Genomic DNA, 14,411 nt, shown 5'->3' with positions numbered 1-14,411 from the left:
GAAATCCTGTTCGTTAGCCGATATACTTACGTTCAACAAATACGCAGTTTTTCTCGTTACGGCATGCAAAACAGGAGGTTTTTATGCTCATCGTTGTTCCCGTCCTTATTTTCGTTGCGCTGGTTATCGTGGGCGCAGGCGTCAAAATTGTCCCGCAGGGTTACCAGTGGACCGTCGAACGCTTCGGTCGCTACACCAATACCCTTCAGCCGGGTTTAAGCCTGATCGTCCCGTTCATGGACAGAATTGGGCGCAAGATCAACATGATGGAGCAGGTGCTGGATATCCCTTCTCAGGAAGTCATCTCCAAGGATAACGCCAACGTCACCATCGATGCAGTGTGCTTTATTCAGGTGATTGATGCGCCAAAAGCGGCCTATGAGGTGAGCAACCTGGAGCTGGCGATCGTCAACCTGACCATGACCAACATCCGTACCGTGCTTGGCTCGATGGAGCTGGATGAAATGCTCTCCCAGCGCGACAGCATTAATACCCGCCTGCTGCACATTGTGGATGAAGCCACCAATCCGTGGGGGATCAAAGTGACACGCATTGAGATCCGCGACGTGCGCCCACCGGCAGAGCTGATTGCTTCCATGAACGCGCAGATGAAGGCCGAGCGTACCAAGCGTGCCTATATTCTTGAAGCCGAAGGGGTGCGTCAGGCTGAAATCCTGAAAGCGGAAGGGGAAAAACAGTCGCAGATCCTGAAAGCCGAGGGCGACCGTCAGTCTGCCTTCCTCCAGGCGGAAGCGCGTGAACGTTCGGCAGAAGCGGAAGCCCGCGCGACGCAAATGGTCTCCGAGGCGATTGCCGCCGGGGATATCCAGGCCGTGAACTACTTCGTCGCACAAAAATATACCGATGCGCTGAAGGAGATCGGCTCCGCGAACAACAGCAAAGTGGTAATGATGCCGCTGGATGCCAGCAGCCTGATGGGGTCTATCGCCGGAATTGCCGAACTGATCAAAGACGGCGGAAACGAGCGTAAAAAATGATTGAGCTCATCGTTGCACATCCTCATGCGTTCTGGCTAAGCCTTGGCGGACTGCTGCTGGCCGCCGAGATGCTTGGCGGCAACGGTTATCTGCTGTGGAGCGGGGTTGCCGCGGTGATTACCGGGCTGGTCGTCTGGCTGCTGCCTGTCGGCTGGGAGTGGCAGGGCGCGCTGTTTGCCGTGCTGACGCTGCTGGCCGCTTGGCTGTGGTGGCGCTGGCTGAACAAACGGGTGAAGGCGCAGAAGCCGGTCGACGCGCATCTCAACCAGCGTGGGCAGCAGATCGTGGGTAAACGCTTTACGCTTGATAACACGCTAATAAACGGACGCGGTCATATGCGCGTGGGGGACAGTTCGTGGCCGGTGGTGGCCGATGATGACCTCAGCGCCGGCACGCGGGTTGAGGTCATCGCGGTGGAAGGTATTACCCTGCGGGTTAAAGCCTGTTAGGCGTGGGTTTTACGGTGGCAGCAGCCGGAAAGATTGTCGATAATCGGGCACTCGGCGCTGTCATCTCCCGGGCAGGATTCTGCCAGCTGTAACAGTTGCTCACGCATCGCCTGTAATTCGATGATATGGCGTTCGATCTCCGCCACTTTTTCCAGCGTACGTTTTTTCACGTCGGCACTGTGGCGTTTCGGATCGTTAAACAGGTTAACCAGCTCGCCGCACTCTTCAAGGTTAAATCCTACCTGTCTTGCCTGGCGCAGTAACGTCAGTTCATCAAGATGCAGCTGCGTATAGCTGCGGTAGCCGTTCTCACTGCGCAACGGTGGCGTCACCAGCCCTTTTTCCTCATAAAAGCGAATCGCTTTGCTGGTTAAGCCGGTTTTTTTCGCAACATCGCTGATATTCACATTTCCCCCTTGACCTTCCCCTTGATGGAAGGTTTAACCTTCATAACAGTTAGCGAAAAGCAGAGTGAAGGTCAACAATTGACCAGAACATTATACGGGAGTTTTGTTATGTCTCACACTATTGACCTGACACTGGACGGCCTCTCCTGCGGCCACTGTGTCAAACGCGTTAAAGAAAGCCTGGAGCAGCGTCCTGACGTGGAAAGCGCTGAGGTGACTATCGATCATGCCGCCGTGACCGGCAGCGCCAGCGCCGACGCGCTGATTGATACCATTAAACAGGCCGGTTACGGGGCGGAGTTAAGCCACCCAAAGGCTAAACCGCTGGCAGAGTCATCATCCCCGTCGGAAGCACTGACAGCGGCCACTCCTGAGCTTCCGGTAGCTGATGACATTGATGACAGCCAACAACTGCTGATCAACGGCATGAGCTGCGCCAGCTGCGTTTCCCGGGTACAAAACGCCTTACAGGCGGTACCGGGTGTAGCACAGGCACGGGTAAACCTGGCGGAGCGTACTGCGCTGGTGATGGGCAGCGCCTCCGCCGCAGAGTTAGTGCAGGCCGTGGAGAAAGCGGGCTACGGGGCGGAGGCCATCGAAGATGATGCCGAGCGCCGCGAGCGCCAGCAGGAAACGGCTGTCGCCACCATGAAGCGCTTCCGCTGGCAGGCGATTGTCGCCCTGCTGGTCGGTATTCCGGTGATGATGTGGGGCATGATGGGTGACAACATGATGGTCACCGCTGACAACCGCACCCTGTGGCTGGTGATTGGTCTGATTACCCTTGCGGTGATGGTGTTTGCAGGCGGGCATTTCTATACCAGCGCCTGGAAGAGCCTGAAAAACCGCACCGCGACGATGGACACGCTGGTCGCCCTCGGGACCGGCGCGGCGTGGCTCTATTCCATGAGCGTGAACGTCTGGCCCCAGTGGTTCCCGCTGGAAGCCCGGCATCTCTATTATGAAGCGAGCGCAATGATTATCGGCCTGATCAACTTAGGCCATATGCTGGAAGCCCGCGCCCGTCAGCGTTCCTCGAAAGCGCTGGAAAGATTGCTTGATTTAACCCCGCCGACGGCCCGCGTGGTCACGGACGACGGGGAAAAAAGCGTTCCGCTCTCAGAGGTACAGCCGGGAATGACGCTGCGCCTGACCACCGGCGACCGCGTGCCCGTCGACGGTGAAATCACCCAGGGCGATGCCTGGCTGGATGAAGCGATGCTGACCGGCGAGCCGATCCCTCAGCAGAAATCTCAGGGCGATGCGGTGCATGCGGGTACGGTCGTGCAGGACGGCAGCGTGCTGTTCCGCGCCAGCGCGGTCGGGAGCCATACCACGCTGTCACGCATCATTCGCATGGTCCGCCAGGCGCAGAGCAGTAAGCCGGAGATTGGTCAGCTTGCCGATAAAATCTCCGCCATTTTTGTGCCGGTGGTCGTCGGTATTGCCCTGCTGAGCGCGGCAATCTGGTATTTCTTCGGCCCGGCGCCGCAGATTGTCTACACCCTGGTGATCGCCACCACGGTGCTGATCATCGCCTGCCCTTGTGCCCTTGGCCTGGCAACGCCGATGTCGATTATCTCTGGCGTCGGACGCGCCGCCGAATTTGGCGTACTGGTCCGTGATGCTGACGCCCTGCAACGGGCAAGCACGCTGGACACCCTTGTTTTTGATAAAACCGGCACGCTCACCGAGGGCAAACCGCAGGTGGTGGCCGTCAGTACCGTTGGCTGTACGGAGACGGATGCCCTGCGCCTGGCCGCCGCGCTGGAACAAGGCTCCAGCCACCCGCTGGCGCGCGCCATCCTGGAGAAAGCCGGTGATGCCCGTCTGCCGCAGGTAAGTAACTTCCGCACCCTGCGTGGTTTAGGGGTCAGCGGTGAAGCCGAAGACCATACGCTGCTGCTGGGAAACCAGGCTCTGCTGACTGAACACGGCGTTGATACGTCCGTGCTGGACGCAGAGCTGAACGCGCAGGCCTCTCAGGGCGCGACGCCGGTTCTGCTGGCGAGGGATGGTCAGGTGGCGGCGCTGCTGGCCGTGCGCGATCCGTTACGCCAGGACAGCGTAGATGCCTTACAGCGCCTGCACCGCGCGGGCTATCGTCTGGTGATGCTGACCGGGGACAACCCGACCACCGCTAACGCCATCGCCAAAGAAGCCGGTATTGATGAGGTGATCGCGGGCGTGCTGCCGGACGGCAAAGCGGACGCCATCAAGAACCTGCAAAGTCAGGGTCGCCAGGTGGCGATGGTGGGCGACGGCATCAACGACGCCCCGGCGCTGGCGCAGGCTGACGTAGGTATTGCGATGGGCGGCGGGAGCGATGTCGCCATTGAAACCGCGGCGATCACCCTGATGCGCCACAGCCTGATGGGCGTGGCGGACGCGCTGGCGATTTCGAAAGCCACGTTGCGCAACATGAAGCAGAACCTGCTGGGGGCGTTCGTCTATAACTCGCTCGGCATTCCGATTGCCGCCGGGATTTTGTGGCCGCTGACCGGTACCCTGCTGAACCCGGTTGTTGCGGGTGCGGCGATGGCGCTCTCGTCAATTACCGTGGTGAGCAACGCTAACCGTCTGCTGCGGTTTAAACCGAAAGATTGAACCTTGTACCCGTACGCGCTAGCATGAACCTTTCCGTTTATGGAGCGCGTATGGGTCTGTTTAATCGTATAAAAACATCGTTTCGCGCCCTTTTTCCCCGCCGTTATGCCTGGCCCGGTATGGATATTTCGCTTCCGGGCGGGCAGCATCTGCACCTGGTGGGAAGCATTCATATGGGCACGCAGGATATGTCCCCCCTGCCCTCCGGCCTGATTAAACTACTGAAGCGCGCCGACGCGCTGATCGTCGAAGCCGACATCTCCGGCCATGAATCGCCGTTTGCCGGGCTGGAAAGCGACCGCCCCCTGGCGGAACGTCTTAACGAGACGCAGCTGGCTGAGCTTACCCGTCTTGCGGATGAGACCGGCGTTTCGCTCTCTATGCTCGACACCCTGCCCCTGTGGCAAATTGCCATGGTGCTACAGGCAACCCAGGCGCAGCGCCTGGGGCTGCGCGGCGATTACGGTATCGATTATCAACTGCTGAATGCGGCAAGGGCGCGCAACCTGTCCATCATTGAACTGGAAGGCACGGACAGCCAGATTGCGCTCCTTCGCCAGCTTCCCGATGACGGCCTGATACTGCTGGATGATACCCTGACCCACTGGCACACCAACGCGCGTCTGCTGCAAACGATGATTGGCTGGTGGCTGGATGCGCCGCCCGCAGACGGTAAGCTGGCGTTACCGTCGACGTTCAGTGAATCGTTGTATGATGTGCTGATGAACGCGCGCAACCAGGCGTGGCGGGAGACGCTATATGCCCTGCCTGCCGGTCGTTATGTTGTCGCGGTTGGCGCGTTGCATTTGTACGGAGAAGGGAATTTGCCGTCGCTGCTGAAATAAAAAAATGGCCAATATCTCTATTGGCCCGTCAAAGAGGAATTTCATCGTTTTTATTATACCGAAGTGACCTTCGGCTACGCCGATTGTCGCTCAAAGTAACCATCACTGCCAATACTATTGCGCAAGATGGTGCTATTTTTTAGACAAACGTCAGGCGTATGCTGCTGGCATGAATCGTCTGTCGTAAGAAGGATAGCCATGACTCCCGCCGTTAAATTACTCGAAAAAAACAAAATTTCTTTCCGGATCCACACCTACGATCACGATCCGAACGAAACCAACTTTGGTGATGAAGTGGTGCGCAAGCTGGGGCTGAACGCGGACCAGGTCTACAAAACGCTGCTGGTCGCGGTGAACGGCGATATGAAGCACCTCGCTGTGGCAGTGACGCCCGTCGCCGGACAGCTTGATCTGAAGAAAGTGGCCAAAGCGCTGGGAGCGAAAAAGGTCGATATGGCAGACCCGATGGTTGCGCAACGCACAACGGGTTATCTGGTCGGCGGGATCAGCCCGCTCGGTCAGAAAAAGCGTCTGCCCACGCTGATCGATGCGCCTTCGCAAGAATTTGAAACGATCTATATTTCTGGCGGCAAACGCGGGCTGGATATAGAACTGTCCGCAGGCGATCTGGCGAAAATGCTGGACGCGAAATTTGCGGATATTGCGCGCCGGGATTGAGAAAATTGTCCGGTGGCGCTGCGAGGTAAAAGCAAAACGGTAACAGGCGTTACCGTTTTTTGTGTTCGCGCCCTCTCCCGGTGGGAGAGGGTTGGGGTGAGGGCATCAGGCCGCACAACACTACTGCCAGCTCACCTCACCTTTCGGCTCATACGCGTTCACGTCAATCGGTGAATTTTGCTGGATAAACTGCTTCAACACTTCCGCATCAATAAACCCGGTATTTACATAGCCCGGTTTGTTATCGATATGCGGATAGCCGTCGCCGCCGGTGGCGTTAAAGCTTAACGTTGCCAGGCGGTAGGTTTTCGCCGTATCAACCGGTTCGCCTTTGATTTTGAGATCGTTAAGCTTACCGTCCTTCGCGACGAAGCTGACGTTAGCAAACTGCGGATACGCCCCGGAATCTGGCTTCATCTGCGCCACGGCGGTCAGGTAGTCAATCACCTCCATCCCGCTCATGTCCGCATAGACCACCACGTTGCCAAACGGCTGCACTTTGAGCACGTCTTTATAGGTGATGTCTCCGCCTTCGATGGAGTCACGAATACCGCCGCCGCTCATCACGGCGAAATCCGCATTCGTGCGCGCCATCTGCGCGGCCAGCACCAGACGCCCCATATTGGTCTGCACGAAGCGGACTTTGCTGCGGTCTCCTTCCAGTCGTCCGTTAAGCGTGCCAATCTTCACGTCCAGCTGCGCTTTCCCTTTGCTCTGGAACGGCGTCAGCAGAGAGAGCATCTGCTGGTTTTCAGCGATCTCTGGCGTGTAGAGTACCCGCTCGCTTTTGCCGTCCGGGTAGGTCACTTTCTTCTTCAGGTTGACCGGGATGAGCTGATAGTGCACCAGCTTCATCTCGCCGTTACGGAATTCGAAATCCGCGCGGCCAACGTATTTACCCCACTCGTGGGCCTGTACAATCCAGATCCCGTTCTGACGATCCGGCGCGCACGGCGTGCCGGGCACATAATCTACCTGCTTTTTATTCTCAGAAGCCATGCAGACCGGATCCTGCGAATGACCGCCCACAATCATCGCCAGCGAGCCCGCTGGAAGGCTGCGCGCCATCTCCACGTCGCCCGGCGCGTTAGAGCCGTGCTGACCGTTATCGTAATGCCCCATGTGGGTGGTCGCGATAATCACATCCGGTTTTTCATTCTGCTGCAACTCCTGGATCACCAGCTTCGCTTCGTCCGCCGGTTTACGGAATTCGATGTCGGTGAAAAATTCAGGGTTGCCAATTTTGGCCGTATCGTCGGTGGTTAAGCCGATGACCGCGATCTTCAGATCCTGACGCTTGAACAGCGCCCACGGTTTAAACAAGCGCTCGCCGGTGCTTTTCTGATAAATATTGGCGGAAAGGAACGGGAATTTGGACCACTTCTCCTGCTGGCGCAACACGCTCAGCGGATTATCAAACTCGTGGTTTCCGACCGCCATCGCATCGTAACCAATTAAATTCATGCCGCGGAAATCAGGCTCGGCATCCTGCAAATCAGATTCCGGTACGCCGGTATTAATATCCCCGCCCGACAGCAACAGCACGCTGCCGCCCTGGGCCGCGACCTCTTTACGAATGCCATCCACCAGCGTTTTTTGCGCCGCCAGGCCATATTCACCGTATTCGCTGCGCCAGAAATGGCCGTGATGATCGTTAGTATGCAGAATGGTAATTTTATAGGTTTTATCTTTTTCATACGCCTGCGCGGGCAGGCTTGTTAGCCCCCATGCGGCGATGAGCGCCAGCGCGACGCCACGCTTCATTAACTTCATCTTCTCTCTCCCTGACCCATAGACAAACGCAAAAATTACAGTGACTCACAAGAATAGACAAATAAGTTTTCAGAATTGCGACTTTCTTCAAATGTCACGGACGGGTATGTTAGTCGGATAATAATTACTCCCTGCATCTCTAATAACAAATCGACGTGGTATTTATGGCAATCAGTGAATCAACCCAGCCCGTCCAGGGCGCTCCGGCGTCGCCGCCGAAATCGCGCACTTCCTTTAAAGTATTAGGCGCAATCAGTCTCTCTCATCTGCTCAACGACATGATCCAGTCGCTGATTCTGGCGATCTACCCGCTGTTGCAGTCTGAGTTCTCATTAACCTTCGTGCAGATCGGAATGATCACCCTGACCTTCCAGCTGGCCTCTTCGCTGCTACAGCCGGTGGTGGGCTACTGGACGGACAAATACCCGATGCCATGGTCGCTGCCCATTGGGATGTGCTTCACCCTGAGCGGGCTGGTGCTGCTGGCCATGGCGGGCAGCTATGAGGCGGTACTGGTTGCCGCGGCGCTGGTGGGAACCGGTTCATCGGTGTTCCATCCGGAATCGTCCCGCGTGGCGCGTATGGCCTCCGGCGGACGCCACGGGCTGGCGCAATCTCTGTTCCAGGTGGGGGGGAACTTTGGTAGCTCCCTCGGTCCCCTGCTGGCGGCGGTGATTATCGCGCCCTACGGTAAAGGCAACGTGGCGTGGTTTGTGCTGGCCGCGCTGCTGGCGATTGTCGTCCTGGCGCAAATCAGCCGCTGGTATGCCGCGCAGCATCGCGTAAATAAGGGAAAACCTGCCGCGAAGATAACCAACCCCCTTCCGCGCAATAAGGTGATCCTTGCCGTCAGCGTGCTGCTGGTGCTGATTTTCTCGAAATATTTTTATATGGCGAGCATCAGCAGCTATTACACCTTCTATCTGATGCAAAAATTCGGATTATCGGTACAAAATGCCCAGTTCCACCTCTTTGCTTTCCTGTTTGCGGTGGCGGCAGGCACGGTGATTGGCGGCCCTGTGGGGGATAAAATCGGACGTAAATATGTGATTTGGGGCTCTATCCTCGGCGTTGCACCGTTTACGCTTGTTTTACCCTACGCAACGCTGGAATGGACCGGAATATTGACGGTGATTATTGGTTTTATTCTCGCATCGGCATTTTCAGCCATCCTGGTCTACGCGCAGGAGCTGCTGCCGGGACGTATCGGTATGGTTTCCGGCCTCTTTTTCGGTTTTGCCTTTGGCATGGGCGGCCTTGGCGCAGCCGTTTTAGGGATGGTTGCCGACCACACCAGCATCTTCCTGGTCTATAAAATCTGCGCTTTCCTGCCACTTCTGGGGATGTTGACCATATTCCTGCCTGACAACCGTCATAAAGCGTAACTTCACGGCTGCCAAAGTTAAACTTTGGCAGCCGGATAACCTGATGCCATAAGGCTTTCCTCTCCCTCCCCTCAGCAAATTTATCAAAATCTGCCTTTTTTCATGCTTATTGCCTTTTTATTGTGTTTTCAACAATTATTCATAAACATAAGCGTAAAAATTGTCATAAACTATTAATCGGCTTTTTGGTATTTGCACCAAAAATGGATCACCCATCGCAAAAGGAGACGGAATGCACCACGCCACACCGCTTATCACCACCATTGTTGGTGGACTTGTGCTCGCTTTTATTCTCGGCATGATTGCCAATAAACTGCGTATTTCGCCCCTGGTAGGCTATTTGCTGGCGGGCGTGCTGGCAGGGCCCTTTACGCCGGGTTTTGTCGCAGATACCAAACTGGCGCCTGAGCTGGCGGAATTAGGCGTGATCCTGCTGATGTTTGGCGTCGGGCTGCATTTTTCCCTGAAGGATCTGATGGCGGTAAAGTCGATCGCCATACCGGGAGCGATCGCCCAGATAGGGGTGGCGACGCTGCTGGGCATGGCGCTTTCGGCGGTGCTGGGCTGGTCAATCATGACCGGTATCGTATTTGGGCTGTGTCTTTCAACCGCCAGTACCGTGGTGCTGCTGCGCGCGCTTGAAGAGAGGCAGCTGATAGACAGCCAGCGCGGGCAAATCGCGATAGGCTGGCTGATTGTTGAAGATCTGGTAATGGTGTTGACGCTGGTTCTGCTGCCCGCCGTCGCCGGGATGATGGAAAAAGAGAATATCGGCTTCGCCTCGCTGGCACTGGATATGAGCATTACCATCGGTAAGGTTGTGGCGTTTATCGCCATCATGATGCTGGTGGGCCGCCGTCTGGTGCCGTGGATCATGTCCCGCAGCGCCGCCACGGGCTCGCGTGAACTGTTCACGCTTTCAGTCCTTGCGCTGGCGCTGGGCATTGCCTTTGGCGCCGTCGAGCTGTTTGACGTCTCCTTTGCGCTGGGCGCGTTCTTCGCCGGGATGGTGCTGAACGAGTCCGAGCTGAGCCACCGCGCCGCGCACGATACCCTGCCGCTACGTGATGCATTCGCGGTGCTGTTCTTCGTCTCCGTCGGGATGCTGTTCGACCCGTTGATCCTCATCCAGCAGCCGCTGGCCGTGCTGGGTACGCTGGCAATCATCATCTTTGGTAAGTCCGTTGCCGCCTTCTTCCTGGTGCGGATGTTCGGTCACTCGCCGCGCACGGCGCTGACCATCGCCGCCAGCCTGGCGCAGATTGGCGAGTTCGCCTTTATTCTTGCCGGTCTGGGGATGGCCCTGAACCTGCTCCCACAGGCTGGGCAAAATCTGGTGCTGGCGGGGGCGATCCTCTCCATCATGTTGAACCCGGTATTGTTTGCCCTGCTGGAGAAATATCTCGAGAAGACCGAAACCCTCGAAGAGCTGACGCTGGAAGAGGCGACAGAAGAAGAGAAACAGATCCCGGTGGATATCTGCAACCACGCGCTGCTGGTCGGTTTTGGCCGCGTCGGCAGCCTGCTGGGTGAAAAACTGATGGCTCAGGGCATTCCACTTGTAGTGATTGAAACGTCACGCACCCGCGTCGACGAACTTCGCGAGCGTGGCATCCGCGCGGTGCTGGGCAACGCGGCTAACGAAGAGATTATGAATCTGGCGCATCTGGACTGCGCTCGCTGGCTGCTGCTCACTATCCCGAACGGTTACGAGGCTGGTGAAATTGTCGCCACAGCCCGTGAAAAATGCCCGCATATCGAAATCATTGCCCGCGCCCATTATGATGACGAAGTGGAGTACATCACCGAGCGCGGCGCGAATCAGGTGGTGATGGGTGAGCGTGAGATTGCGAATACGATGCTGACAATGCTGACGAAACCGCCGGTTGAAGAGGCAGTAACGGGGTAAGTTTTGTGCTGCCTGATGCCCTCACCCTGACCCTCTCTCGCAGGGAGAGGGAACAAACACTAAAAACGGCAACCACAGGTTGCCGTTTTACTTTTACCTGTCCCAGTACGCCTCTTCGAGGCTGTCTTCCCGTTCCGGCAGCCCCCGCGTTAAGCGCGGAGAATGCTGGTTCAGCACCTGATAACTCACGCGGTTCGCGTACTTACACACCTGCGCCAGCGAGGAATAGGTCAGCCAGTCGAAGGTATGTTTGCTGGAATTCGGCACGTTGGTTTTGTGGTAGGCGTTGGCGGTAATGTCGTGCAGCAGCGCGGCCAGCGCGCCGTCGCCCGCGCCGTTGGTGTTCATGATCTTCTCAGGGCCACCCATATACGGTGCGATGTGAGAGAAGATACGCAGCGGGTTGATGCAGTCTTTATGACGCATAGCGCGGCTGAACTCGTACTGGTTAAATTCGGCGATTGCGCCCGGCAGCAGCGGGTGCTGGGTTTTACGCTTGCTCTCTTCTTCCGTGAAGCCCGCCATGTACAGCCCGACCGGCCCGGCGGTGCAGAGCACCAGGTCCACCCAGTCCAGCGCCTTATCAGACGCCAGCAGCGGATCGCTTTCGCCGGTCAGCGCTTCGGCTTCTTCTTCATTCATCGCCAGAATCGAGACGTGTTCTTTCAGGAAGGCCTGCCACCACTCCGGGTTGTCGGCAATGACGAATTTGGTGCCCAGCGTCAGAACCACAGGCACGTTGTATTTCTTCGCGTACTCAATTGCCTTCATGGTTGCGTCCGGCATTGGTTCGCCCGGCTTGCAGCGCACCAGATAGGAGGTCAGTACCAGCGCAGACGCGCCCGCGATCACCTCTTCCGGGATACTTTCAGCGCGCAGCTTATTCATATGGCCGGGGCTGATGGCAAAGGTACGCTCGCCGGAATCGCTTATCAGCGTAAAGCAGCGGCCAATCGGCCCGTCAACGCCCTGTAAATAGTTCAGATCGGTGCGGCTGGAGGTATTGCACAGGTAGCGGTAGGCGTAGCCACCGATTTCGATATTGCTGCACATCACGCCAAGCAGCACCGAGCGGTCGTCTGCCAGTACGGAGTAGTTGTGCATGGTGTTGCCGATAGTGCCGCCGGCAAACTGGTGGGTGATAAGATTTTCGCGCACCAGCTCCTGATACAGCGCTTCAGCAACGTCATCCTCAATCACCAGCGAGTGCCCGGCGCTCAGACCGTAACGTGCGACAAACGCATCATCCACTTTGGCTTCAATGTCCACCAGCGTCTGATCAATACCGACCACCCAGGCAGCGCTGGTTTCGCTTTCCTGCTGAATTTGCTGTAACAGCGGATCGCGGGCATCGACGGGGAAATAGTGTTTGGACTTACGTTTACCGGGAAATTTCATGGTCTGAACTGTGCAAAGAATACGGGCCGGGAATGGTAGCACAAACCCGGCCCGTAACGCGATCAGCGGCGGGTGGTGACCAGTGACACCATCATGTCGATGTGTTCAGGGGAGTCGTTAAGCGCAGGAATATATTCGTATTTCGTTCCGCCCGCCTCCATAAAGAACTCTTTGTTCTGGACGGCAATTTCTTCCAGCGTTTCCAGACAGTCCGCCGAGAAGCCCGGCGACATCACCTGAATGTGCTTCACGCCCTTCTCGCCCAGCATTTTTAGCGTTTCATCAGTATACGGGGTCAGCCAAGGTTCACGGCCGAAGCGCGACTGGAAGGTCATCATCACCTTCTCAGGCGGCAGGCCGAGGGCGGAGACCAGCTCGCGGGTGGTATCGCGGCAACGCTGGGGGTAATCGTCCCCTTCGTTCGCGAAACGCTGCGGAATACCGTGATAGGAGAGCAGCAGCAGATCCGGCTCGCCGTGTTTTTCAAACGACGCGCGCACGCTGCTGGCAAGCGCCTGAATGTACAGCTCGTTATCGGCGTAGTCGCGGATAAAGGTGATACCCGGTATACGGCGGCGGGTCGCCAGAATGCGCCCCAGTTCGTCCCAGACGGCAGCTACCGTGGAGCACGAATACTGCGGATATAGAGCCAGCACCACAATGTGTTCAACGCCCTGCGCCAGCAGAGAGTCAACGGCGCTTTCCAGGGACGGCTTACCGTAGCTCATGCCGAGCGCAACGGGCATGTCCGGCAGGCGGGCGGCCAGCGCCTTCTCCTGACGACGGCTGTACACCATCAGCGGCGAGCCCTCTTCCATCCACACGGACTGATAGAGCTTTGCCACACGCGGGGAACGAATCGGCAGAATGACGCCACGCAGCAGTGGCCACCACAGCAGTCTTGGGGTATCCACGACGCGCGTGTCGCTTAAAAATTGTCGCAGGTAGCGTTTTACCGCCGCTGGAGTAGGTGCTTCTGGGGTGCCCAGATTGGCAAGCAGGATGCCGGTTTTCGCCTGACTCATTCACGCCTCTTAACCATTTGATAGGCTGTCAATTGTAGCGGAAATGCGTTTAAACGAAACCCATTGCTGCAATAGGTAAGATGAGAATTTTTCTCACCCGGGGCTCCGGGTGAGAGAGGTGCGCTTAGCCGAGAATTTTTTCCAGCTCTGCACGTACGTCAGCCACGGCTTTGGTGCCGTCCACTTTCGCGTATTTGGTGTTACCCGCCTGCGCTTCTTTGGTGTAGTAGCCGATCAGCGGTGCGGTCATCTGATGGTATTCCACCAGGCGTTTACGCACGGTTTCTTCCTGATCGTCTTTACGGGTGGTCAGCTCTTCGCCGGTCACGTCGTCTTTGCCTTCAACCTTAGGTGGGTTGAATTTAATGTGGTAAACGCGGCCAGAAGCAGCGTGTACGCGACGGCCAGCGATACGGTCAACGATCAGCTCGTCCGGTACGTCGAACTCCAGCACGTAATCCACGTTGATGCCCGCTTCTTTCATGGCGTCAGCCTGAGGAATGGTGCGCGGGAAGCCGTCCAGCAGGAAACCATTGCGGCAGTCTTCCTGAGCAATGCGCTCTTTTACCAGCGCGATAACCAGTTCGTCGGTCACCAGCTTGCCTGCGTCCATGATGTCTTTAGCTTGTTTGCCCAGCTCGGAGCCAGATTTAACAGCGGCACGCAGCATGTCACCAGTAGAGATTTGCGGAATACCGTATTTCTCCATGATGAACTGAGCCTGAGTTCCCTTACCCGCGCCCGGAGCGCCAAGCAGAATAATACGCATTGCGAAAATCCCCTCAAATGTCGATTCAATTTTTCAAAAGCGCTAAACAATACCACCAGAACGGGTATCGCTCAAGGAAGGCGGGGAGGCTGAAACGGTTAATGAGGGGAGATAATTTGGGAGAGTGCGGTCTGGTGCCCTCACCTTAACCCTCTCCCACAGGGAGAG

The 14,411-nt window shown here is 56.9% G+C and carries 12 protein-coding genes; 7 read left to right on the top strand and 5 right to left on the bottom strand.

The window, feature by feature from the left end; translation table 11 throughout:
- The first annotated feature begins 83 nt into the window (after positions 1 to 83).
- Positions 84 to 998 carry an SPFH domain-containing protein gene (locus BFV63_RS05240; RefSeq protein ID WP_003858941.1) on the top strand — a complete coding sequence of 305 codons (915 nt, stop codon included), beginning with the start codon at positions 84 to 86 and terminating at the stop codon, positions 996 to 998.
- Complete coding sequence (locus BFV63_RS05235; RefSeq protein WP_022650512.1) at positions 995 to 1,447, top strand: NfeD family protein; 453 nt, start codon at positions 995 to 997, stop codon at positions 1,445 to 1,447. Before BFV63_RS05240 ends, BFV63_RS05235 begins: the two co-directional genes overlap by 4 nt.
- Here the strand turns inward: BFV63_RS05235 and cueR are convergent.
- Positions 1,444 to 1,854 (bottom strand): Cu(I)-responsive transcriptional regulator, encoded by a 411-nt coding sequence (cueR, locus tag BFV63_RS05230; protein WP_017383222.1) that lies wholly within the window; start codon positions 1,852 to 1,854, stop codon positions 1,444 to 1,446. The two genes, BFV63_RS05235 and cueR, sit on opposite strands and share 4 nt — an antisense overlap.
- A 108-nt stretch (positions 1,855 to 1,962) precedes the next feature.
- Between cueR and copA the strand changes: the two genes are divergently transcribed.
- The 3 genes from copA to ybaK all read left to right on the top strand — a co-directional run bounded on the left by copA (position 1,963) and on the right by ybaK (position 5,984).
- A complete protein-coding gene (gene copA / locus BFV63_RS05225; protein ID WP_048241272.1) occupies positions 1,963 to 4,461 on the top strand; it encodes a copper-exporting P-type ATPase CopA in 2,499 nt (832 codons plus the stop codon).
- 50 nt (positions 4,462 to 4,511) lie between these two features.
- On the top strand, positions 4,512 to 5,306 hold the full coding sequence (locus BFV63_RS05220) for a TraB/GumN family protein (protein WP_045330198.1): 795 nt from the start codon (positions 4,512 to 4,514) through the stop codon (positions 5,304 to 5,306).
- A 198-nt stretch (positions 5,307 to 5,504) separates the two neighbouring features.
- The gene (ybaK, locus tag BFV63_RS05215) at positions 5,505 to 5,984 is read left to right on the top strand and encodes a Cys-tRNA(Pro)/Cys-tRNA(Cys) deacylase YbaK (RefSeq protein WP_003858950.1); all 480 of its coding nucleotides are present in this window, start codon (positions 5,505 to 5,507) and stop codon (positions 5,982 to 5,984) included.
- Positions 5,985 to 6,104: 120 nt separating this feature from the next.
- On the opposite strand, the gene ushA is transcribed toward ybaK, so the two are convergent.
- Positions 6,105 to 7,757 carry a bifunctional UDP-sugar hydrolase/5'-nucleotidase UshA gene (ushA, locus tag BFV63_RS05210; protein WP_048241276.1) on the bottom strand — a complete coding sequence of 551 codons (1,653 nt, stop codon included), beginning with the start codon at positions 7,755 to 7,757 and terminating at the stop codon, positions 6,105 to 6,107.
- Between the two features lie 164 nt (positions 7,758 to 7,921).
- Here ushA and BFV63_RS05205 point away from each other — a divergent pair, with 164 nt between their 5' ends.
- Positions 7,922 to 9,142, top strand: a complete 1,221-nt coding sequence (locus BFV63_RS05205) for an MFS transporter (RefSeq protein ID WP_023315543.1) — start codon at positions 7,922 to 7,924, stop codon at positions 9,140 to 9,142.
- A gap of 232 nt (positions 9,143 to 9,374) precedes the next feature.
- Entirely contained in the window at positions 9,375 to 11,051 is a 1,677-nt protein-coding gene (gene ybaL, locus BFV63_RS05200) for a YbaL family putative K(+) efflux transporter (RefSeq protein WP_022650507.1), read from the top strand.
- Positions 11,052 to 11,144: 93 nt separating this feature from the next.
- On the opposite strand, the gene BFV63_RS05195 is transcribed toward ybaL, so the two are convergent.
- From BFV63_RS05195 to adk, 3 genes are all read right to left on the bottom strand, one after another.
- Positions 11,145 to 12,449 (bottom strand): inosine/guanosine kinase, encoded by a 1,305-nt coding sequence (locus BFV63_RS05195; RefSeq protein WP_022650506.1) that lies wholly within the window; start codon positions 12,447 to 12,449, stop codon positions 11,145 to 11,147.
- 62 nt (positions 12,450 to 12,511) lie between these two features.
- Positions 12,512 to 13,474, bottom strand: coding sequence for a ferrochelatase (hemH, locus tag BFV63_RS05190; RefSeq protein WP_003858963.1), 963 nt, complete (start codon positions 13,472 to 13,474; stop codon positions 12,512 to 12,514).
- A 124-nt stretch (positions 13,475 to 13,598) separates the two neighbouring features.
- Positions 13,599 to 14,243, bottom strand: coding sequence for an adenylate kinase (gene adk, locus BFV63_RS05185; RefSeq protein WP_048241278.1), 645 nt, complete (start codon positions 14,241 to 14,243; stop codon positions 13,599 to 13,601).
- Positions 14,244 to 14,411: the final 168 nt, after the last annotated feature.

The organism is Enterobacter hormaechei subsp. xiangfangensis, from assembly GCF_001729785.1.
GTDB classification, from domain to species: Bacteria; Pseudomonadota; Gammaproteobacteria; order Enterobacterales; family Enterobacteriaceae; genus Enterobacter; species Enterobacter hormaechei_C.
Note: the sequence above shows the minus strand (reverse complement) of the source record. Positions and strands in the feature narration are given on the sequence as shown.

Bases quoted from the DNA above. Each gene is read 5' to 3' on its own strand.
- ybaL (WP_022650507.1), top strand. From the start codon at position 9,375: ATGCACCACGCCACACCGCTTATCACCACCATTGTTGGTGGACTTGTG.
- copA (WP_048241272.1), top strand. From the start codon at position 1,963: ATGTCTCACACTATTGACCTGACACTGGACGGCCTCTCCTGCGGCCAC.
- BFV63_RS05220 (WP_045330198.1), top strand. From the start codon at position 4,512: ATGGGTCTGTTTAATCGTATAAAAACATCGTTTCGCGCCCTTTTTCCC.
- BFV63_RS05235 (WP_022650512.1), top strand. From the start codon at position 995: ATGATTGAGCTCATCGTTGCACATCCTCATGCGTTCTGGCTAAGCCTT.
- BFV63_RS05205 (WP_023315543.1), top strand. From the start codon at position 7,922: ATGGCAATCAGTGAATCAACCCAGCCCGTCCAGGGCGCTCCGGCGTCG.
- BFV63_RS05240 (WP_003858941.1), top strand. From the start codon at position 84: ATGCTCATCGTTGTTCCCGTCCTTATTTTCGTTGCGCTGGTTATCGTG.
- hemH (WP_003858963.1), bottom strand. From the start codon at position 13,474: ATGAGTCAGGCGAAAACCGGCATCCTGCTTGCCAATCTGGGCACCCCA.
- adk (WP_048241278.1), bottom strand. From the start codon at position 14,243: ATGCGTATTATTCTGCTTGGCGCTCCGGGCGCGGGTAAGGGAACTCAG.
- BFV63_RS05195 (WP_022650506.1), bottom strand. From the start codon at position 12,449: ATGAAATTTCCCGGTAAACGTAAGTCCAAACACTATTTCCCCGTCGAT.
- ybaK (WP_003858950.1), top strand. From the start codon at position 5,505: ATGACTCCCGCCGTTAAATTACTCGAAAAAAACAAAATTTCTTTCCGG.
- ushA (WP_048241276.1), bottom strand. From the start codon at position 7,757: ATGAAGTTAATGAAGCGTGGCGTCGCGCTGGCGCTCATCGCCGCATGG.